The organism is Rickettsia australis str. Phillips (genome assembly GCF_000273745.1).
GTDB lineage: Bacteria > Pseudomonadota > Alphaproteobacteria > Rickettsiales > Rickettsiaceae > Rickettsia > Rickettsia australis.
The window spans coordinates 21,402-42,916 of the sequence record NZ_AKVZ01000021.1; the positions used below are offsets into that span (position 1 = coordinate 21,402).

A 21,515-nucleotide genomic window follows, 5' to 3' on the forward strand; every position below is an offset into this window, starting at 1 on the left:
TTTTATATCTACAATACCCAAGTAATTTAGTCAAGTATATAAATTTTAGAAAAATTAAAGGTTTTATTATATTTAATTTTTTGTTTTGAGTTAACTTCATGTATAATAAACTCCTAAATCTCCTCGCTATCATCCAACAGTAATAAGTTTCACGCCGGCAAGCGTAGTTATAAATTACTCTTTAAATGATTTACAAGAAGCTACAAACCTTGCTCAACAATTTTGTAGCATGATAAACAAAGATGCACAATATACAGGAACACAGTATATAAAAATTGCTGAAGCAGGATTTTTTCAAATGAAATTCAAAATCGTTATGCTTTCTTTAATTGTATAGAGTCAAGTAAAAGTAGAAAAGATGGTCAGAATATCATAAATAACTTTAAATGAATTCTTCCTTATATATAGTGCTATAGGCTCTTGTTAATTTGCCAAATAGCGACAAACACTAAACAAGTTGTAAACATTTGTAGTAGCTGTAATAATATGCTTAATTCCGGTATTAATATAATAATAACCGGTTGTAATATTATTGGGACTCCGCTTGAAAACATTACTAATCTTATAGCAGTTTGTATTGAAGTTTTAGTAGTAAGTAAATTAGATAAACTATATACTAACAAAACTATAATACTTCTCTCTAATAAGAATGTTACAAACCAAAATAATATAATAGCCGGCATACCGAAATAAATAAATAAATTTGGTGCATATAATAAATTATCGGCAAAATATTTTTTTATTATTTCAGGAGTTAAAATTACTTCATTTTGTTTGAATATCTCAGAATAGTTAACAGTACTTGGGAAATTTTTCTTAGTATTGGCTACAATTAAATTGATCTTCAGCTTATTCTCTTCAAGTACAAACGGTATTTTGCTTTTTTCTTTGTTAGAAACTTGATTTTTTGTATCAATGACAACTATTTTATTGTTATTTTTGCTATATAAATATATAGGCTCTACTTCTTCAACTGAAATTTTTGAATTATTATATTTAATTTCCGGTAATTGATTGATAATATATTCAATGTTGTCTGTAACTTTTGATGATTGTATTCCGTTAAAATAATCTTTTAAAGTTATTATGTAATTTAATATAAAAATACAATAAATTACTGATGGGATAAAAGATAAGGTAAATAAATATCTTATTCCGTACCCTTGATAGTTTTTATATACGTCTTTATAAAACTCTATAGAGCTAATTGATAAGCGTAATTGACGGAGTAATGCATTTAATCCTCCTAATATAAATGATAATAAATACATGTATAAGTAATTTATTTAAGTTCCTTACCCTCTTCCTTCTTTAATCCGGTTGAGGTTAGCTATTACATCAGTTCTTGCACAGACTTTGATTAAATTTTTGGCTATATTAATTATGATTTAAGTATTTTTTCTATTTCTATCATTTTGACCAAATTTGGTCAAAATGTAGAATAAAATTAACTCTATTTTGTATGCCATTATAAAACACTAAAGGATATATGAAAGAAAATTTTTTGTTTTTTATTACTTTTATATGATATTCATAAAAATTTAACATGCCAAAAACTTCAGAGTCATTAGATATTTTGGGTTGTTTCTATGCTTACCTATCAAACGCGCTGTTTTGCTTTTAGTCTGATTATCTGATAACTGATTTTTTAAATAACATGCAGCTAGATATTCTTGAAATGTTAAATGAATAAATTGATTATTTAGATTTATTATGCTTTCTCCTGTTCCTTCTGCTTTAAGCAATCCAAGCTTATTTATTTTTTCTATATTAAGAATTGTAAAATCCTTATCATTTAACTTTGCTTTTATTAATTGATGTGTTACTAGTTTGCCTGTAGCTACCAAAGCTTCAAAAGCTATTTCTTGTCAGAATTGAAATTCAGGAGTATATAATATTTGTTCATCGGTAATATTTACTATTCTTTTATTTTCAAATTTCTGAAAATATTTTTTTCCAAGTCATATTACTACTTCATGATATAACTGACTTATATTAAAATCTTCATCACGTTTTTTTTTGAATTTATATCTTTATCACTCCAAACCAAACATATTAATGCAGTATTGATAGGAACTTCACATATTTCTTTTATTGGCTATGAGTATCCCCAAAAAGCTTGTTAATTGTGTTCCCAGCTCTTTATCATTTTCAAAATTTTTATTTACATATTACCTCACTATCCCAACCTGTATTTTCTACTATGCGTTCAAACTCGTTGCTTACTTTTTCCGTAATTGCGTTAGGTCTTGGACTCATTATTACGTTCTTATACTGAAATACCGAATCCATAATATCTCGGTAATCACGATTGCTATATGATAAAAACGCCACCTCATCATAACCGTCAAGTAGTAATGTAGTAATAATATCCTATCTTTATCTTGTATGTTTTTTATATCCTCAAGTTTTATATCTTTAGAATCTAGACAATAATGGATAAAACAACTTAGTATATCGTCATCTATGTTAGTACCGTAACGTAATGTCCAATTGCTTAATAATGCCTTTAACTTAACTCTAAAGACGTAATCAAATTTATTATTCCATAAATTTCCTTGTCCCCATTTATAAGATAGATAATGCATTAACGTAATTTAACCTATTCCTGCACTACCGAGTAACAATACTTTACCGACATCCGCTTGAATTCTGTTTATTGATTCAGCTATATTTTTTATTTCCGATTCACTTTTATTAGGTAAATTTCTATAAAGTACATCTATCTTATTTTTTTCTGCCTTGAACGACCTAATTTATATTATCAATCTCATCATCCTTATTAGGCAGATCTTTACTAAGCAACTCTCTTATCTTTTTTTCCGTATCTATGGCTTTAAAAATATTCTCTATTTCTACTGATTTCTTGTCTCCGACAACTTTATTGCGTAATGCTGTTTTACCTGCTTCATCATCTTCACTCAGTAATATCTGCAATTTTACATAATATTCCTCTAAAGACTGAGCTTTGATTTTCTCATCTTCTATTAGCTTTGGCAAAGTATCGTGAGAGCTATATAAGGTTCTTAACTTGTCAGTTAATGATTTTGAAGTAGAAGGCTTCATATTTTTACTTAGTGGTAGAAAATATATTTTTATTAGAAAACCTAATTAGATTAAAACAATTATAGGTGTGAGTTTAAGAATTAAATTTATTTAAGCAATTTAAAATTGATTAACCAAAATAATTTATTTTTATTTATTGCAACTAATAATTATCAAGTTGCAATAATTATTATGGGATTAGAGCTAAGTAAAATTTTACAAAGAAAATCATTTTAATTGTAGGTAGTATTAAAGTGCAATATTATATATAAGTTTGTTGATAAAAAATGATTTATTTACTAATATCTATATTTCCATAAATAATATTAGTTTTATATGCTACTGCTACTTCCTGAAATAACTTTGACTTTAATAGCACTTTTAGGGCAGTTTTTTGCCGTAATGATCCCAAATAAAAATAGAATTATTGCTAATATCATTATTTTATTATGTATATTATCAATTTTTCTTACCTTTAAGTACTCAAGCTATGAAGGAGTATGGTACTCATTTGCTACCGGAATAAATATCGGGATTAGTAAAAGCATAGTATTGATATTCACTATTATATCCATGATTATATACCGTGATTACTCTATTCTTGTTGCTGAGGAATTAAAATTTGAATTTATCACTTTAATATTATTATCGGTCGTAGGTCTTTTTGTTGCAATCTCATCACGGAATTTTCTATTATTATTCTGCGGTATGGAGCTTACTGCTTTAACTTCATATGCACTTGCAGGATTCAAATTAAATGATATTAAATCCTCGGAAGGTGCTTTAAAATATTTTATCTTGAGTAGTTTAGTTACTTGTTTATCATTATTCGGGATTTCTTTTATATACGGATTTGGTGGAAGCCTACAATTTGAGGATATCTTATATAAACTAAATAATAATTCTAGGATGAATCTTGGTTTAATAATCGGTATTGTACTATTTTTAAGTAGTATTTTCTTTAAACTCTCAAGTGTTCCACTCCATTTTTGGGTCCCTGACGTATATGAAGGCTCACCGATTAGTTCGGTTACTTATTTCACCGCTACCTCCAAAATAGGTATAGTTATTGTTTTATTAAATATTAGCAAATTAATTATAGGTAATTACTATCCTATTAACTATAATTTAATAAAGATAATGGCTATATTATCTATGCTGTTCGGAGCTTTTGGAGCTATTCGTCAAACTTCTCTAAAAAGATTAATGGCTTATAGTACTATTTTAAATATCGGTTATGTGTTAATCGGCGTTCTTCTGCATAATCAAGAAGGGTATAAAGCAGCTCTACTATATATTCTAATATATGCGGTAGGGAATATAGGGTTTTTTACTTGCTTAATCATGCTGCTCGGTAAAGACGCCGATAAGGCTAGTTTTAAAACTATACAAGGCATTGCAGAGAACCATAAAACTATAGCTGCCGTAATTAGCATAGTGATGTTCTCAATGATCGGCATTCCTCCTCTCACAGGATTTTTCGGTAAATATTACCTTTTGCACCAAGCAATTAATCAAGAAGAATTCGCATTAGCTTATTGTGGTATTTTTACCAGCGTAGTTGCGGCTTTTTATTATCTTAAAGTAGTAAAAGCCATGTATTTTTCTAAAAAGATTGAGATAATTAAGCTACCTATGCAATATGGGCTTTTACTGATTAATTACTTAGTTGTAGGCTTCTTGTTGCTTGGTTCATTTATTATCTCGTTTTAGCCGGTGTAGACTTTTTATTAACAACACTAGCCGAAGTAATTTTTGTAGGCTTCATAACCTTTTCTTTTAGATACTTTATATGTTTTAGATCTTCTTCATCTAATTTTAATAAATCTTGGTCTTGCTGTTTAGCTTTTTTAGCTAGACCTAATTGACTTGGAGTAACACTAACAATATCATCCGTTCCGACTTCTTTCTTGAATTTTTCTAGAGCGTCTACATATTCTCTATCTGCGTCTATATTTGTCTTTACTGATTTTTGTTTTAGTTCTTTCTTTATTTTATCAGAAGAATCAGCTAAATTTCTTTCATCTTGAATATCTTCATTTAAACTTTTTATTGTCTTTATTAAATGTTTTTTTGCACTATCTCTAATACCAAGTATTTCTAAAATTCTTGCAAAACTAGTAGTAATTTTATTTCTTAATTTAAGTTTTTGCCCTCCTTTTTTTCTTTCTTCATAATTAAGAATTTTTTCAAAATAATCAGGATATTCTTTCATTAATGTTTTTAATCCTTGCTCTTTCACTTCGTAATAAGGAAAACTATATTTTTTAGAAATTAAACTGTTTACTTTAATTTCTAAGCCGTATTCCTTTAAGGATTCTTGTCTTTTTTTCATTGTATCTATTAAACTAGCCTTAATTTCTTCAGGCATTATTTCTTTAGATTTTTTATTATGAAATTTCTTTGGCATTGCTTGTTTTGCAAATTCTGCAATTGCTTCATTACTATAATATTTAGTTAATTCATCAAAACTTTTATCAATGGTTTTGCTTAAATCAATTTTAGAAACTGCAAGTAAGCTATCGGCAAAATTAGGATTTTTTGTTCTTAAATTAGAAGGAAATTCTCTAAAATGGTTAGTAGGCCCGAATCCAGGCAAATGTTTGGCTCTTGAATGCGGATATATATTATTTGTCAAATTATCAAAACTACCGGCAAAATCAATTCTTACTAATTTAGGTAAAGTTTTTGGATTTTTTTGATCTCTGATAACTCCTATATTTCCAACATGTATATCAAAATCGCCGATCAATAAACTTGCAGGCATAATGTTTTCAAAGTTCTGATACTTAATTTCCTTAAAAGCATTTTCTAAGGTTCTAAATAATTTATTTCTAGCCCCCATAAAAAACGGTCTACCGCCATCCTTTCTAAACCAAGAACTCGGTTTAGTTTTAGCAGACATATGTTGATCCATGTCCACATACATATCACTACTATAATTCTCAAAAAATTCAGATTTGACATATATTTGTGAATCAACAGCTTTAGATTTATTAAAATCATCAGGAGCAATTAAATTAACCTTTGCTCCATTTCCGGGACTTATAGCTTCAAAAATTTGAGAGCCTAAAAACTCGGCCATATTTTTTGAGCTTGAAGCCTCTTTTTTTATCATCGCTGTAACTTTACCGTCTAAGCTTTGATATACTCCGCCATACTCTCCTGCTTCATTAGCTCCGCCTCCTTTAGGCTTTAAAAAATTCCAACCTTCAAATACTGATTTCTTATTTTGAGTCATCCTCGCCTCTTTATAATGATTTACATAAAATTTATAATTTTGATATAATTATAAAATATATTATTTATTTAATATCAAGGATAGAAGTCGTTTTCTACTTAATTTTATTGTTCTTTAATATTTCAGCTACTTCAAGAGCAGCATAGGTAAATATACCTGTTGCACCGGCACGTTTAAAACTAATTAATGACTCCATCAAAGCTCTCTCCCAATCAATTACTCCTGCTGCTGCTGCAAATTTTAACATTGCATATTCTCCGCTAACCTGATATGCAAAAAGTTTAGCATTAAAATTATTTGCCGCTTCACGAATAACATCCAAAAACATCATACCCGGTTTAACCATTACCATATCGGCTCCCTCTGCTATATCATGCTCAATCTCAAGCATTGCTTCCTTAACATTACGTACATCCATTTGATAGCTTGATTTATCTAAATAATTCTTTTTATTACTCTTAACAGCAGCACGAAACGGACCGTAAAAGCTTGAAGCATATTTAGCGGCATAAGCAAGAATTCCAACATTTATAAATCCTTCTTTGTCAAGGTATTCCCTTATAGCCCCGATTCTTCCATCCATCATATCGGAAGGTGCAACAATATCTACTCCGGCTTTTGCTAGCACTAATGCTTGATTACATAAAGCTCTTACCGATCTATCATTATCAACTTCTACGTGATGCACAATACCGTCATGACCGCTTGTAGTGTAAGGATCAAGTGCTACATCACATATTATACCGATATCGATATTAGCGTTTTTGATGCTTCTAATAGTTCTACATATTAAATTATCTAAATTATAAGCCTCGTCGGCATTTTCACTTTTTAGACCTTGATCAATACTCGGGAATAATGCAATAGCATTAATACCAAGCTCTGCTGCTTCTTTTGCCGTTTCTACTATTTGATCGATCGATAAACGATATATATCGGGCATAGTCTTAATTTCTTGTCTTTCATTATATCCTTCAACAACAAATAAAGGCAACACTAAATCACTAATCGATAAATTACTTTCGGCTATTAACTCTCTAAGCCAAAAAGCTTTTCTATTTCTTCTAAGTCTAATATAGGGGTACATAAAATTCATATCTCATTTTAGTTAATAACTTGGATTCTAATGTATAAAATATATAACTTAACTATCTTATAGTAAAAAGTATTGCATTACAAAAAGAAATTTTTCTTGCAATTTATAAAAAATTTAAGCAAACTAACGAAAATAAAGATATGGTTTAATTATGTAAATAAGTATAGGAATTTAATATGGCACAAGATAATATTCCAAAATCAGTAAAAGATAGAATATAAAGAGTGGGAAAACAAAACAACTATGTCAGATACCCCGCCAAAAAATACAAAACCGGCTGTGCCTCCAAAACCTACTCCTGAGACAATAAAGACATGGAGTGAGGAACATAAAAAACAGACTGACTTAACTACACATTCCCAAGCACTTGATATATTTGTCGATACCCCATCTCCACAAGTTGAAACCCAAAAGCCTATTATTTTTTCAAAACCGGTTCCGGAACACACAAAAGTACCGGAAGAAACACCTAAAAAACAATCCAATTTAACCGTACAAGAAAAAATAGAGCAATTTTTTAAAAATCATAATATTGATACCAAAGATGCTTTTATTCCGGAATTTAGCCGCTATATAGAATTAAGCAATTCTATGGCAGGGGAAGCGTCTTGACGTTACTGTTAAAGCTTATGAACAATCATTAGGACGACTAATAAATCAAGTAGGAGTACCTCAAAAAGAGTTTGTTTCTTTTATAGAAGATGAGCTAATAAAGAATCATCCACATAAAGATAAATTTGAGAAAATCAATCAACATTATAAATTACCTGAGCCACCTAAATTATCTGATATAATTGATAATCTTAGAGAATTAGTAAACAGTGATGATATAATAGCTAATTTAAAACAAAGTAGAAAACACATTGAATTTCAAGAGAAAGTAAACAACCTTATTCAAATTTATGACGATAATAAACATAATCCAGCTGCTATAACTAAAGTTGAAACAAAATTGAAAGAGTTAGGTAAATGGTGTGAAGAAACTACAAAAATGGATAATAATCCTATTTGGAAAAATATTGGTAATTTTATAAAATATTCATTTACCGGAGATAAAGCTAAAGCTGCTTTTTATAAAGACGCTATAAAAAATTCTACTCAAAATACTAAAAAAGCTATAGCAGAAATACAAAAATCTCTTACTAATCCTTCTCCTCATTCATCTAATGTTCCACCGTCAAAGAATAAAGGAGAAAGATATAGAAGCTAATAAAAACTTTTAGGATCGATATCTATTTTTAGATGGCAAAAAGAAGGAATTTTTATAAGGCTTAGCCAAAATTTTAAATATTTCTGCAAATTAAATTTCTTACCAGCTATAATGAGTATCCGGTAACGATATTTACCGGCGAGCTTTGACATTAATGAGCTTGCCGGTCCTAAAATTTTCACGTTTGCTTTCGGTGCAATTCGTACCATATCTCGTGCTATTTCTAGAATTTTAGATTCACTAGAACCTGATAAAATTATCGATGCTGTTTTAGAAAAGGGCGGCATATCTGCTGATTTTCTTATTTCAAGTTCATGCGCAAAAAAACTGTCTTCATCACCGGCTTTAACATAACTAAAAATTATATTATCAGGATAATAGCTTTGTAAATATACTACACCTTTACTATCTCCCCTACCAGCTCTACCGCCTACTTGATGCAGTAGCTGAAAAGTTCGCTCAGATGCTCTAAGGTCGGCATTATTACTACCAAGGTCAGCATCTATTACTCCAACTAAAGTAAGATTCGGAAAATGATAGCCTTTCGTTATCATTTGCGTTCCTATTAATATATCAATTTCTAGATTTTCCATTTGATGTAGAAGTTGTGCTATTTTTTCCGGATTTTTAGCATGATCTTTACTTATCAACGCAATTTTACTCTCAGGAAAAAGTGCCTTTGCTTCTTCCTCTATCCTTTCTATTCCTGGACCACAGATAGTTAATGTTTCACCATCTAGACATTCAGGACAAGAACTAAAAATTTTACTTTGATAACCGCAATGGTGACATTCAAGTTTTTTAGTTGCTTTATGTACTACCATCCAAGAAGAGCAGAATTTACAGGTAAATCTGTGACCACAAGCTTTGCATAGCATGAGCGGAGCATAACCACGCCTATTAAGAAATAATAATACTTGCTTTTTATTATCTAAATTATCCTTGATAGCTTCTATAAGAATCTTGGATAAATAGGAATTCTTAGCTAGCTTTTCTTTAGTCATGTCGATTATTTCTATATTTGGCAAATCGACATCTTTATATCTATTAACCAATGTAACTCGTTGATATTTACCTATTGCTATATTATATATCGTTTCAATGGACGGTGTTGCCGAGCACAAAATGATTTGTGCTTTATCAAATCTACCCCTTACGATAGCCGTATCCCTAGCATTATATAATATACCGTCATCTTGTTTATAGGAATCGTCATGCTCCTCATCTATAACTATTAAACCGAGATTTTTAAAAGGTAAAAACAAACTACTTCTAGCCCCAATTACTACTTTAACTTTCTCGCTTAATATACCTCTTAAAATCATTTTCTTTTGAGCTTTGGTAACGTTTGAGTTCCATATGATAGGCTCAAAACCGAATCGCTCTATAAAACGATTAATAATTTGTGTACTTAAAGCAATTTCAGGCAACATAACAAGCACTTGTTTGCCTTTTGCTAAGTAGTCTGCTATTAGATGAAAATATATTTCCGTTTTACCTGACCCCGTAACACCTTTAATAATCACAGGCTTACGGCTTTCATTTAAGACTGTTACTGCCCTATTCTGCTCTTCTGACAAATTAGGTAGCACAAAGTTATTATTTACTTTCTGCTCTTTAACTTTAATCGGTTTTTCAGCAATATCTATAGGTAATACTAACTTGGCTATGCTTCCAAGTTCCGACATATAGTAGCTGCTCATCCATTTAATTAATTCTAAAACTTCTAAAGTAATATTTAAATTTAACGGGACTTTTTCTTTTACGGTTTTTAGCTTTTTTGCTTCAGGAATAGTGGTGAATTCCCATATTATGCCGGTTAATTCCTTATTTCTAAAAGGCACTACAACAAGATCACCGATATTTAGCTCTAAGTCTTCAGTTATTAAATAATCTAAAGGGAATAATTTTGCTGCCGGTAATAATATTTTTGCTATTCGCATATATAATGTATTTTATAATTTTTTTTTTATTATATACTAAATTTAATGGATTGTAGAAATTTAGATGATAAGAGATAAAAAGATTATTATAGCAATTTCCGGAGCATCAGGTGCTATATACGGTATTCGTTTGCTTGAAGTACTAAAAGAGCAAAATATCGAGACTCATTTGGTTATTTCAGAGGGAGCAGCTCTTACTATAAAGCTCGAAACCAAATATTCTATAGATGAAGTAAAGTTTCTAGCGAATTATTGTTATGATGATAAAGATTTAGGAGCTGCTATTTCAAGCGGTTCTTTTAAAATTTCGGGGATGGTAATAGCTCCTTGTAGTATGAAGACCTTAGCAAGTATTGCTCACTCAATGGAAGATAGTTTAATTAGTAGAGCAGCAGGGGTTATACTTAAAGACAGACGAAAGCTTATTTTAATGACTCGTGAAACGCCTTTGCATATTGGATATTTAGAAAATATGTTAAAAGTAGCGAATTACGGCGGTATCATAGCACCGCCCGTGCCGGCTTTTTATAATAATCCTAAAGCAATAGATGATATAGTGAACCATTCTATTACTAGAGTTCTAGATTTTTTTGGTATTGAAACTAATTTAATTAAACGCTGGAGGAGTGTTTAGGTACAGTAGATGTTATTCCTGCGTGGATCAAAAACGCGTTCGATGTCATACCGTGGCCTTGACCACGGGTATCCAGAAAAATAACTAAAAATACTAACATTGTTAGTATTTTTAACTGGATCCTGTGAATAAATCACGGGATGACACTGTATACTTTTCAAACCCCAATAAACTTTAACAAACAAAATGGCACATAATAAAATAAATAACGACACAAATATACTAACTGATGATGAAGATAATTTACCCGTACCAAGGGTTTTACCTTCAAATGTTCAAGCAGAGCAAATGCTACTTGGGGCGATTTTAACCAACAATGAATTACTAAATTACGTATCGGAATTTTTACGTGAGGAACATTTTTTTGAACCTATTCATCAAAAAATATATAACGCAATTGAAAAAATTACCGCAAAAGGTTTGATAGCTACACCTATTACTTTACGTAGTATGTTAACTCAAGATGAACTATTTCAAGAAATAGAAGGAGCAGAGTATTTAGCAAAATTGATAACTATGTCAATGATGGTAATAAATCCGGTTGATTACGGTAAAATAATATATGATTTAGCAATAAAGCGTCATTTAATAAATATCGGTGAAGAAGTAGTAAATAATGCCTATAATTCTTCATTAGAAGTTGAAGCAAAAGAACAGATTGAATATGCCGAAGCTAAACTTTACGATTTAGCTAGCGAAGGCTTGAATGCAAAAAGTTTTACCAAAATCGGTATATCTATTTCAGAGTCACTAGCTAGTATTAATAGAGCTATGAAAAATAATGATCATGTAATCGGTATATCTACTGGTTTGCTTGATCTAGATAATAAATTATTCGGCTTTCATAATTCTGATCTTATAATTCTTGCAGGACGTCCGTCGATGGGTAAAACGGCATTTGCTATAAATCTTGCACTTAACGCCTGTAATAATATGCGTCTTAAAAATATTATGGATAATCAAGAAATTCAGTCGGTAGGTTTTTTCTCGTTAGAAATGTCCTCAGAACAGCTAACCACACGTCTACTTTCAATGTGTGCAGAAATTGATTCTACTTCTCTTCGTACGGGGATTCTAGGTGAAGAAAAATATAACCGTCTTCGCAAAGAAGCAAATACTTTATCGGAATTACAATTTTTTATCGATGATACCCCTGCTCTATCTATTTCCGCTATAAGAACAAGAGCTAGAAGAATGAAACGCAAGCATAATCTTGGTATATTATTTATCGATTATCTACAATTAATTAGAGGAGCGACTAAATCCGAAAATAGAGTTAGTGAAATTTCAGAGATTACACAAGGTTTAAAAGCGATAGCAAAAGAGTTAAATATTCCGGTGATTGCCTTATCTCAGCTTTCAAGAGCGGTAGAACTGCGTGAGGACAAAAAACCTATGCTATCTGACCTTAGAGAATCAGGAACTATAGAACAGGATGCGGATATAGTAATGTTTATTTACCGTGAAGAATATTATTTAACTAGAAAAGAACCGGCAGCAGGCGATGCTAAACATGCCGAATGGTTAGATAAGCTTAATAAAGTATATAATATTGCCGATATAATTGTTGCAAAACATCGTAACGGACCGGTTGGAAATGTTCCACTTTATTATGATAGTCAATTTTCTAAATTTGGTAATTTGGAGAAAAAAATTTTTAATTCTGTTTAAATCAGAATTGCCTTAACGTCATTGCGAACGACTAAAGACGTTGTTGCATGGGTCGATTTATTTCATTCCCGCGGAGGCAGGAATCCACCGTTGTCATACCGAGGCTTAATCGCGGTATCCAAAAATACAACTTTAAAATACTAAATTTTAGTATTTTTAACCCCGTGATGTCAAGCCACGGGGTTAAAGTCATTTTCTGGATCCCCGCCTATGCGGGAATGAAATCGGACAGCTAGAGAATATCAATTATTTCATCAAAATTTTCACGTCGTTTATTTTTTCTACCCATTTTATTGCTTTATCAAGCAACTCATTATTATTGTTATTATAAAGCCAAATCTTATTATCAGGAATAAACTTACCGGGCTTTATTATTATAGTACCATCACTTAAGGTTAAAACTTGTATCTGTTTTCCTGCGTATTTTTTCCTAATGAGATTTGCCAGTTATTTCTTACTTGTTTTATTGTTTTTATATTTTTTTCTACTATCATAGTATTTAATAGTTAATTTAGTTACTATATTAACAAGTTCATAGCCCATTATAAGCATTCCGATAATTACGCATATAATAATTAGATATCGTTTTTGTAATTATTACAAGAATCATACCGGCAAACCCTAAAATTGTAATAAAAGCATTAGGTACTACTACTGCTACAATATAAGCCGGTAATATAGTAACAATAGAAGCTGTCATATTACGAAGTACTACATTCGGTATCGAATTCATAAACATAGTTTTAAGAGAATCACATAGCCCTACTCCTAGTATTGAGATAGCGATAGCAAAAATTAAAATTATCCAAACTAATAATTGTACGGACTGCCATTTTGCTATATTACTTAATTCAATCTCCTACTTCTACATTACTGGTAATCATTTGTTGATAAAATGTTGGATTATTATGATTTACTACAATCAGAACACTACAAGTCCAAATTATATATACTATTGCAGGAATTAAACTGCCAAATAAAAATGCCGTCTTTAGCATTTTAGCATCTTTGTTACAATAATTAGTTAAGGTATGGAAGATTACTTGGAAACCAAATGCAGTAAAAACTACCGGAGTTACTACACTCCATATAGATATTTCTTTATAATTTGGTGAGAATAAAGGTAAATTATCCCACTGAATCATGGAAACAAGTCCAATAACTAAAATTGCAATTATTATAAGTAACCAGATAAATAGCACTCGATTTATATAATCTACTAACTTTAGAGGTAATAATAATATTAGAATGCTAATAATAACATACCATGCTCCTATATAAGTTATACTTGTATCTAAAGCTAATAACTTCTGTAATATTGAAGAACCTCCATATATAAATACTGCAAGTAAAACATGTGAAAGGAGCTTAAGGCTTACCGTACCGATGATTTGTGCAGTATGTCCTGAAAAATATTTTCCCAATGCCCCATGGTTAAACCTTTACCAGCTTGAAGATTAAGCTTTAGATTAATTAAAAAAGTATAATATATTATAAACCAAATTATAAACATCAATGTTATACTAGGTATTATACCTAATTTTGCTCACACCATAGGCAGTGCTATCATACCGCTACCTATACAGTACCTGAAATTAATAGGATCGAACCAATAAGTTTTTGCATAATTTAACGAAGTTTAGATTAAAGAAAAAAGTATGTAATTTTTTCTAAAACGAAAATCAGCTAAAAAAAGAAGATAAGATTTTAAAGGAAAAGGTTTTGATAAGTAAAATTAACATTCGTGTAATTTTGTTAAAATATATATGGCGATATGGTATAATTATATTAATTATTTATGTCAAATTATTAATATTGCTTTTTAAGGGTATTTTTGTATGTTTTTATTAGACATTTTCCTAAATAACCTCTAACAGCCGGTTTAGAAAGATGTCTATGAAATTTACTATATTTAAAAATGCAAAGATTAGCCAAAATAATTAGTAATGCAGGAATATGTTCTAGGCGTGATGCTGAAAAGCTTATAGCTGAAGGACAGGTAAAAGTAGACGGCATTACAATTTTATCACCGGCTACAAATGTTAATATTAGTAATCAAATCGAAGTATCAGGCATATTAATCAATAATATACAAAAACCAAGGCTTTGGATTTATTATAAGCCTGTGGGTTTAATTACTACTCATAAAGATCCATTATTTCGTAAAACGGTTTTTGAACAGCTAACAGGTTTACCTCGTGTTATTTCAATAGGTAGGCTGGATTTAAATAGCGAAGGTTTGTTATTACTAACTAATAGCGGTGACTTAGCTCGTCAGTTTGAGCTACCTTCAAATAGGTTAAAGCGAGTATATCATGTTAGGGCATATGGGAAGTCTGATATTTTACTAAAAAGCGATTATAAAAATTTAGAAATTGACGGGATATTTTATAATCCTCATTCGATAAAGTTACTTAAGCAAAATAAAAGTAATTCTTGGTTTGAAGTAGTTTTATTTGAAGGAAAAAATCGTGAAATTAGAAGAATATTCGAGTATTTTGGACTAAAAGTGCACAAATTAATTAGGATTCAATATGGTAGTTTTACAATAGATAATCTAAAACCTGGAGCTTATAAAGAAATAAATAATAAAATACTGGGAAAATAATTAGTAATGTGTTATTATTAACGTATTTTAACTAATCATATAGAAAATAGAAAACATATGACAAATCTTAATATATATAAATGTGAAGAAAAAGACTTAAACGATTATCTTGGTTATATAAAAGATAACCCTAGTGTCTCATTAAATGATTTTATCAAAAATAAATATTTCGCTGAAGATAATGATAAAATTATCATTACTAGCTTAGAAAATATGGAAATTAATGCAGATTTAGTCAATGCTAATTTCCAAGGCACAATATTAACAGATGCTGTATTTAATAATTGTGACTTAATAAATACCATATTATGTGATTCAGATTTAACAAATGTAAAATTTAATGATTGTACATTTATCGGTACCGACTTTAGAGGAGCAAATCTTCATTACACAGACTGTAATTATAAAGATTATGATTATGATAACTATAAAATCCCAAATCTAAAAGATAAAATACGAGATATCAAACTATCTTTTTCAAATCTTGAAAGATTAAATAAATATATAGATAAGGATTTAGAAAAAGAACGTGTTAAAGAAATAGTTATAGATGAAGTTACGAATAAAAAGAAATATATTCTAGCTACGGAAGACGAAGAAACTTTACATACAGTTAAAGCAAAAGAGCTACAGACTAAGCAAGAAGAGTTAGAAACTCTAAAGCAAAACCTAGATAATCCTGGGATTGCTACCAATCTTTTAAATGCTTTTTGGAATAGTGCAGAAACTATTGCTCAAAACCAACAAAACAAACTAGAAACAATCAATAAGTTACAGCATGAAGTAAATAAATTAGAAACTGAAATATATGCTTTAGATAATCTTAGAATGTTCTGCGGTAACGGTCTTGCAGATATTTTTGAGCAGTTAAAAGATGAAAAAATACAAGTAAAACTAGATCCGTCATATATTATAGGTTCGCCAGCCAAAGAACGTGATATACCGAAAGAATATATAAAATTAACTTCTGCTGAATTTGATCTATATTTAGCTGAAGCAGCAAAACAATCTGATACAAAATTATCTCTTACCGATTTTGTTAGAAAGCAAAAAAAACTTTCAGAAGATTTAAATATAGTTCCTGATCTTTCAGACATTAATTTATCAGGTAAAACTCTTACTAATCTTAACCTGAAGAATACATTATTTGCTTCAGCTAATTTAGAAAATATTAACATCTCAAATTGTAATTTAGATTTTACTAATTTTGAAGGAGCTAATTTACAAAATGCTGTTTTTCAAGATGTTACGGCTCGTAACACAGGATTTCTTTTTGCTGATCTTAAAAAGAGCAAAATTGAAAATAGCGATATGTCGAGAGCTTACATGCCTAAAGTAGATTTATCTGAAGCAGAGGTAACAAATAGCAAATTTAATGCTGTTATGATGGTTAATGCCGATGCCGAAAAGTTAATTATGCAAGATTCAGAATGGAAAAATTCTAATCTTACCGGTATATCACTTGCTTATGCAGATATGCAAAGAGTTCAAATGCAGGGAGTAGTTTTAAATAATGCACTTCTAGATCAAGCAAATATCATTTCTACTGATCTTGAAAATGCTTTTATGAATAATGCACGTGCGTTAGAAGCAAAATTCAAAGAGCAATGTAACATGCAAGGCATAACTGCAAGGAATGCCTATTTTAGCGATGCTGAATTTGAACATATACTATCTTTAAAAGAAGCTGACTTAAGAGAAGCTATAATACAGCGTGTTAAACTTAAGAATGCTGATTTAACAAAAGCAAAGCTTGATAAAGCAAATCTTGAATATGCCGATCTTACAAACGCTACGCTTACTAATGCAACTGCACAATTTGTTAAGTTAAGTAATGCTACTTTAGAAAAAGCAGAAGCTGAAGGATTAAATATTTCTGATGTTATTGCTAAAAATATTAATGCTAAGGAAGCTAACTTTAAAAATGTAATTATGCAGCGTGCCGATCTTACTAAAGCCGATTTCACTAAAGCGGTGCTTGAAAATGCCGATATGCAAGCAGTAGAAGCACTTGATGCTATATTTAAAGAAGCAACTCTAAAACAAGCAAATCTAAAAGCAGCCAATCTAGCTGGAATTAATAAAGAAGGTGCAGATTTTGATAAAGCAAAACTCAACGATGCTACAAAGATGCATGATACTAAAGGTGAGGCTAAAGGGAATTTAGATCATCAAGATAAAGACGGTAAAAAAGCATCTGTCAATGTTAACGAGCATGCTAAATTACAAGATAAAATTCATGCAAGAGAAAAAAGCGGTTGGTTTCTGAAAACCGGAGTAGGACAGCTTTGTACAAAAATTGCTAAAACTACTACATCAGGAATTAGCCGCGTAACAAATTTTTTAGCAAGTAAGAAATTTTTAGTAGGGCTTGCCGTAGTAGCAGGTCTCGTAGTAGCAGCTGCACCTTTCGTAGCGATGCCTGTATTATTGGTCACCGGTACAGCCATTGCTACTAAAGCTGTTATTCTAGGAGCAGGTATTTTAGCTGGAGGTCTAGTCGCTATCGGCACTTATAAACTTACTCAAAAACCTTTACGCAATCTTCAGAAATCATTTGAAAACTTAACTAGTAGTATAGATAAATATATCTCACCGCCTCCTGAAAATATTGATGAATTAGTAACAGAAAAACAACAAGCAAGACAAAAAGCTGAAACAGAAAAATCTAAAGAAAGGGAAGAAAATTTAAATAATGTAAATAATAATATTGATAAAGCTAAAGAACAAGATATTTTAAAACAAGCACAAAATAATTTAAACCAAGCAACGCCAAAAGTAGAAATAAAAGAAAAGCAAGATAAAACTGTAGAAAAACAACAAACAGAGCATGGTAAATTTGCAGCAAAATTTCAGCCTAACACTAAAGGTAAAGGATTTGTCGAAAAAATAAAAGACGCAAAAAAAAAACAAATTCAACAAAAGAAGCATATAACTAAATAAGTGTTAAAAATAATATCCGGTAAATATAGAAACCAAATTATACCTACCGCTAAAAATATCAAATATCGACCTTCCACCGGTAAGCTCAAAGAAGCAATATTTAGTATATTAACCTCCGGTGAGTTTACCGGTAATAAATTATTTAACGAAAATCCCCACATTCTCGATTTATTTGCCGGTAGCGGTAGCCTTGCTTTTGAAAGCCTATCAAGAGGAGCAGGTTTTGCTACCTTAATTGATATTGATACATCTTCATTAAGAATAGCCGAAGAATTCGCTAAATCTCTAAATATCGAAGATAAAGTTAATTTTGTTAATATTAATGCCTTAAATCTACCGCAAGCAAATAAGGCTTTTGATCTTGTATTTATAGACCCCCCCTATCATAAGGATATCGTGCCTAAAGTAATGAAATTGCTGATAAAAAACAACTGGCTTAAAGACGGTACTATAATAGTTATTGAGATGGCTAAACTAGATAATTATGTTTTGGATGAAAATATTGAAATTTTATGTGAAAAACTATATGGTAAGAGTAAGCTATTGGTTTTGAGATATGGTTGCCATCCCACAACTTGATTGGCATTGTTGCATAGTTCAAAAAACCTACCTTATGTTATTCCCGCGTAGGCTGGAATAACATAGAACCACTTACCAAGACATTAAAAAACAAACATGACCAAAGACAAGAAGCATTATATCTGTTCTAACTGTGGAAATACTAGTCCTAAATGGTCGGGGCAGTGCTTTGACTGCGGTGTATGGGGTGGTATTGTCGAAGAGATAGTAAGTTCAAATAAAGCAATTGTTAAAACAGGTCGCAAACAAGATTTCGATAAACTTTCAGATCACGTAGCCGAACAGTTACGCATCCCTACCCCTATAGGTGAATTAAATAGAGTACTAGGGGGCGGTTTGGTGCTTGGTTCTGCTATATTAATAGGAGGAGACCCTGGCATAGGTAAATCTACTTTGTTACTACAACTAGCAGCAAGTAATTTTGCATCAAAGATGAATTGCTTATATATAACGGGCGAAGAATCGTTAGACCAAATAAAATTAAGGGCCATAAGGTTAAATCTAACTAACTATAATACCAATATTTTAGCAGCCACTAATGTGGAAGATATTATTGCGAGTATAGAAGCTAATAAAAATAATATTGATTTAGTAGTGATTGATTCTATTCAAACAATTACCACAAAAGAATTATCATCGCCTCCAGGCACTGTTTCACAAATTCGTACATGTGCGAATGAACTTGTTAATTATTCTAAGCAAAATAATATAATTATATTATTAAGCTGTCACGTAACTAAAGACGGTCAGCTAGCAGGTCCTAAGATACTTGAGCATTTAGTTGATACCGTGCTATATTTCGAGGGAGATCATAATAATCATTTCCGTATTTTACGTTCATATAAAAATCGTTTTGGCGGTGTTGGTGAAATAGGAGTATTTGAGATGAGCGGCAGCGGGCTTATTGAAGTAACAAATCCGTCTGAACTATTTTTGATGAAGCGAGCGCAGAACGTTATAGGTACGTCTATTTTTGCAGGAATTGAAGGCTCAAGACCATTACTTATGGAAGTACAAGCCCTCATAGTATCTTCAAATATGGTAACTCCTAGACGCTCTGCGGTGGGCTGGGATGCAAATAGATTATCAATGATACTTGCCGTGCTTAGTAGTAGGATAGGACTTAATCTTGCTAATTATGAAGTATATTTAAGCATAGCTGGAGGTCTTAAAATTACCGATCCTGCTTCGGACCTCGCAGTAGCAGCGAGCTTAATATCTGCCGCAACAGGCAAACCAGTTCCTGAACAAAGAGTTTTTTTCGGAGAAATAAGCTTATCGGGTGAAATAAGAAAAACTGCAAAAGCAGAAACAAGAATAAAAGAAGCCGTAAAGCTTGGATTTAATAAGATTATCTGCTCTAAACTTGAGCATTTAACGTATGACTTTATATCTTCTATCTCACATTTAAAGGATTTAAAAGAGCTAATTAGATGAAAACATATGTTGTAGTAAATTTGGAAGAAGCACGTAATTTTTTATCTAGTATAGAAGAACAGCTGATATTAACAAATCATGCCTCTAGCGTAAAATATTACGGTATGCTAGCAATTAATTACATATTTAAAACTTTAAGTAAAGAATTTCCGCAAAAAGTTTTAGAGCTTACCGTAAATGTAGGAGAGGATCATGCCGCGTTATTTACTGCAATCAAACTAGGATATAAGAATATATTATATACAGGGGATTCTAAGGAAGCTAGAGGGTTATTGGGTGGAGTGGAAAAACACTCTATGTCATACCGTGGCTTGACCACGGTATCCAAAAAAAATTAAAAAAGACTGGATACTGCAGTCAAGTCGCGGTATGACACCAAGGAAAAACTATGAATATCAAAGATGTAGGAGTAATAATTGCTAAAAAACCTTTGAAAGAAAATACATTTATTATTACGGTTTGTACTAAAAATCATGGTTTATATTCGGGAGTTGTAAAAGAATTTTCTAAAAAAAGCAAATTTATATATCAGGAAGGGAATATTGTAGATTTCCTTTGGCAGGCAAGACTACACGAACATATCGGCATGGCTAAATGTGAACTCATCAAATCTTACACTGGTTATTTGATCATAAATAAAGCTAAATTATATGCCTTTAATTCCGTTATATCTTTAATCAAAGAGTTATTTCATGAAAGAGAAGAACATTCTAATTTTTTTTCATTTCTACTTAACTATTTAGATAATTTATCAAAAAATTTTTGTTTTCGTGATTATATTAATTTTGAGCTGGCTTTACTTGCCAAGACGGGTTATAAGCTTGATCTTACCAAGTGCGGCGTGACTCATGTTACAACTGATTTAACCTATGTATCACCTAAATCAGCTAGAGCATTATCATATGAAGTAGGGAAGCCTTACAAAGATAAATTATTGATTTTACCAAAATTTTTACTTTCAGATGATAGTGAGATTACATTAGAAGAAAAAAGACAAGCTTTAACTCTAACAAACTATTTTTTTAATAGATATTTATTTCATAATAATAGACAGCCTGAAGCACGCCAAGCTTTTATGGAGTATATACTTAATGGGTGCTATAGCTAG

Annotated in this window: 19 protein-coding genes and 2 pseudogenes; 11 read left to right on the forward strand and 10 right to left on the reverse strand. The window is 30.8% G+C overall.

Annotation, left to right across the window (positions count from 1 at the left end; translation table 11 throughout):
- Positions 1 to 410: 410 nt before the first annotated feature.
- The 4 genes from A452_RS0103690 to A452_RS10450 form a co-directional block, all read right to left on the reverse strand.
- The gene (locus A452_RS0103690) at positions 411 to 1,271 is read right to left on the reverse strand and encodes a DUF1189 family protein (protein ID WP_025999565.1); all 861 of its coding nucleotides are present in this window, start codon (positions 1,269 to 1,271) and stop codon (positions 411 to 413) included.
- Between the two features lie 270 nt (positions 1,272 to 1,541).
- Positions 1,542 to 1,847 (reverse strand): hypothetical protein, encoded by a 306-nt coding sequence (locus A452_RS09670; protein ID WP_017208559.1) that lies wholly within the window; start codon positions 1,845 to 1,847, stop codon positions 1,542 to 1,544.
- A gap of 414 nt (positions 1,848 to 2,261) precedes the next feature.
- Positions 2,262 to 2,588 carry a hypothetical protein gene (locus A452_RS09680; RefSeq protein WP_017208561.1) on the reverse strand — a complete coding sequence of 109 codons (327 nt, stop codon included), beginning with the start codon at positions 2,586 to 2,588 and terminating at the stop codon, positions 2,262 to 2,264.
- A 163-nt stretch (positions 2,589 to 2,751) separates the two neighbouring features.
- On the reverse strand, positions 2,752 to 3,066 hold the full coding sequence (locus A452_RS10450) for a hypothetical protein (RefSeq protein ID WP_017208562.1): 315 nt from the start codon (positions 3,064 to 3,066) through the stop codon (positions 2,752 to 2,754).
- Positions 3,067 to 3,381: 315 nt separating this feature from the next.
- Between A452_RS10450 and nuoN the strand changes: the two genes are divergently transcribed.
- Positions 3,382 to 4,758, forward strand: a complete 1,377-nt coding sequence (gene nuoN / locus A452_RS0103715) for an NADH-quinone oxidoreductase subunit NuoN (protein ID WP_014412640.1) — start codon at positions 3,382 to 3,384, stop codon at positions 4,756 to 4,758.
- Here nuoN and A452_RS0103720 read toward each other — a convergent pair.
- Complete coding sequence (locus A452_RS0103720; RefSeq protein WP_014412639.1) at positions 4,745 to 6,286, reverse strand: hypothetical protein; 1,542 nt, start codon at positions 6,284 to 6,286, stop codon at positions 4,745 to 4,747. The two genes, nuoN and A452_RS0103720, sit on opposite strands and share 14 nt — an antisense overlap.
- A 94-nt stretch (positions 6,287 to 6,380) precedes the next feature.
- Entirely contained in the window at positions 6,381 to 7,373 is a 993-nt protein-coding gene (hemB, locus tag A452_RS0103725) for a porphobilinogen synthase (protein WP_014412638.1), read from the reverse strand.
- Between the two features lie 252 nt (positions 7,374 to 7,625).
- Between hemB and A452_RS11960 the strand changes: the two genes are divergently transcribed.
- Together A452_RS11960 and A452_RS11965 are read left to right on the forward strand one after the other, a co-directional pair.
- Positions 7,626 to 7,994, forward strand: coding sequence for a hypothetical protein (locus A452_RS11960; protein WP_025999566.1), 369 nt, complete (start codon positions 7,626 to 7,628; stop codon positions 7,992 to 7,994).
- A 340-nt stretch (positions 7,995 to 8,334) separates the two neighbouring features.
- Positions 8,335 to 8,592 (forward strand): hypothetical protein, encoded by a 258-nt coding sequence (locus A452_RS11965; RefSeq protein WP_231289937.1) that lies wholly within the window; start codon positions 8,335 to 8,337, stop codon positions 8,590 to 8,592.
- Here A452_RS11965 and A452_RS0103740 read toward each other — a convergent pair.
- The gene (locus tag A452_RS0103740; protein ID WP_014412637.1) at positions 8,589 to 10,535 is read right to left on the reverse strand and encodes a primosomal protein N'; all 1,947 of its coding nucleotides are present in this window, start codon (positions 10,533 to 10,535) and stop codon (positions 8,589 to 8,591) included. The two genes, A452_RS11965 and A452_RS0103740, sit on opposite strands and share 4 nt — an antisense overlap.
- Positions 10,536 to 10,599: 64 nt before the next feature.
- On the opposite strand from A452_RS0103740, the gene A452_RS0103745 reads away from it, so the two are divergent.
- Positions 10,600 to 11,169 (forward strand): UbiX family flavin prenyltransferase, encoded by a 570-nt coding sequence (locus A452_RS0103745; protein WP_014412636.1) that lies wholly within the window; start codon positions 10,600 to 10,602, stop codon positions 11,167 to 11,169.
- 186 nt (positions 11,170 to 11,355) lie between these two features.
- Complete coding sequence (locus tag A452_RS0103750) at positions 11,356 to 12,840, forward strand: replicative DNA helicase (protein ID WP_014412635.1); 1,485 nt, start codon at positions 11,356 to 11,358, stop codon at positions 12,838 to 12,840.
- Between the two features lie 246 nt (positions 12,841 to 13,086).
- On the opposite strand, the pseudogene A452_RS12820 reads toward A452_RS0103750, so the two are convergent.
- From A452_RS12820 to A452_RS12550, 3 genes and pseudogenes are all read right to left on the reverse strand, one after another.
- Positions 13,087 to 13,334, reverse strand: a pseudogene (locus A452_RS12820) (hypothetical protein).
- A 38-nt stretch (positions 13,335 to 13,372) separates the two neighbouring features.
- A complete protein-coding gene (locus tag A452_RS12545) occupies positions 13,373 to 13,627 on the reverse strand; it encodes an aromatic amino acid transport family protein (protein WP_269208726.1) in 255 nt (84 codons plus the stop codon).
- A gap of 64 nt (positions 13,628 to 13,691) precedes the next feature.
- Entirely contained in the window at positions 13,692 to 14,264 is a 573-nt protein-coding gene (locus A452_RS12550) for an aromatic amino acid transport family protein (RefSeq protein WP_014412633.1), read from the reverse strand.
- Positions 14,265 to 14,758: 494 nt separating this feature from the next.
- Here A452_RS12550 and A452_RS0103765 point away from each other — a divergent pair, with 494 nt between their 5' ends.
- The 6 genes and pseudogenes from A452_RS0103765 to recO all read left to right on the forward strand — a co-directional run bounded on the left by A452_RS0103765 (position 14,759) and on the right by recO (position 21,515).
- A complete protein-coding gene (locus tag A452_RS0103765) occupies positions 14,759 to 15,448 on the forward strand; it encodes a pseudouridine synthase (RefSeq protein WP_014412632.1) in 690 nt (229 codons plus the stop codon).
- 57 nt (positions 15,449 to 15,505) lie between these two features.
- A pseudogene (locus tag A452_RS0103770) lies at positions 15,506 to 18,387 on the forward strand (pentapeptide repeat-containing protein).
- Between the two features lie 4 nt (positions 18,388 to 18,391).
- On the forward strand, positions 18,392 to 18,970 hold the full coding sequence (gene rsmD / locus A452_RS0103775; protein ID WP_014412630.1) for a 16S rRNA (guanine(966)-N(2))-methyltransferase RsmD: 579 nt from the start codon (positions 18,392 to 18,394) through the stop codon (positions 18,968 to 18,970).
- Between the two features lie 96 nt (positions 18,971 to 19,066).
- Entirely contained in the window at positions 19,067 to 20,407 is a 1,341-nt protein-coding gene (radA, locus tag A452_RS0103780; protein WP_014412629.1) for a DNA repair protein RadA, read from the forward strand.
- Positions 20,404 to 20,745 carry a hypothetical protein gene (locus tag A452_RS0103785; protein ID WP_014412628.1) on the forward strand — a complete coding sequence of 114 codons (342 nt, stop codon included), beginning with the start codon at positions 20,404 to 20,406 and terminating at the stop codon, positions 20,743 to 20,745. Before radA ends, A452_RS0103785 begins: the two co-directional genes overlap by 4 nt.
- Positions 20,746 to 20,795: 50 nt before the next feature.
- Positions 20,796 to 21,515: a DNA repair protein RecO gene (gene recO, locus A452_RS0103790; protein ID WP_014412627.1), complete on the forward strand. Its 720-nt coding sequence runs from the start codon at positions 20,796 to 20,798 to the stop codon at positions 21,513 to 21,515.

Bases quoted from the DNA above. Each gene is read 5' to 3' on its own strand.
- A452_RS0103690 (WP_025999565.1), bottom strand. From the start codon at position 1,271: ATGTATTTATTATCATTTATATTAGGAGGATTAAATGCATTACTCCGT.
- A452_RS0103750 (WP_014412635.1), top strand. From the start codon at position 11,356: ATGGCACATAATAAAATAAATAACGACACAAATATACTAACTGATGAT.
- recO (WP_014412627.1), top strand. From the start codon at position 20,796: ATGAATATCAAAGATGTAGGAGTAATAATTGCTAAAAAACCTTTGAAA.
- A452_RS0103740 (WP_014412637.1), bottom strand. From the start codon at position 10,535: ATGCGAATAGCAAAAATATTATTACCGGCAGCAAAATTATTCCCTTTA.
- A452_RS09680 (WP_017208561.1), bottom strand. From the start codon at position 2,588: ATGCATTATCTATCTTATAAATGGGGACAAGGAAATTTATGGAATAAT.
- A452_RS0103745 (WP_014412636.1), top strand. From the start codon at position 10,600: ATGATAAGAGATAAAAAGATTATTATAGCAATTTCCGGAGCATCAGGT.
- A452_RS0103765 (WP_014412632.1), top strand. From the start codon at position 14,759: ATGCAAAGATTAGCCAAAATAATTAGTAATGCAGGAATATGTTCTAGG.
- A452_RS10450 (WP_017208562.1), bottom strand. From the start codon at position 3,066: ATGAAGCCTTCTACTTCAAAATCATTAACTGACAAGTTAAGAACCTTA.
- radA (WP_014412629.1), top strand. From the start codon at position 19,067: ATGACCAAAGACAAGAAGCATTATATCTGTTCTAACTGTGGAAATACT.
- A452_RS0103785 (WP_014412628.1), top strand. From the start codon at position 20,404: ATGAAAACATATGTTGTAGTAAATTTGGAAGAAGCACGTAATTTTTTA.
- A452_RS0103720 (WP_014412639.1), bottom strand. From the start codon at position 6,286: ATGACTCAAAATAAGAAATCAGTATTTGAAGGTTGGAATTTTTTAAAG.
- A452_RS11960 (WP_025999566.1), top strand. From the start codon at position 7,626: ATGTCAGATACCCCGCCAAAAAATACAAAACCGGCTGTGCCTCCAAAA.
- nuoN (WP_014412640.1), top strand. From the start codon at position 3,382: ATGCTACTGCTACTTCCTGAAATAACTTTGACTTTAATAGCACTTTTA.
- hemB (WP_014412638.1), bottom strand. From the start codon at position 7,373: ATGTACCCCTATATTAGACTTAGAAGAAATAGAAAAGCTTTTTGGCTT.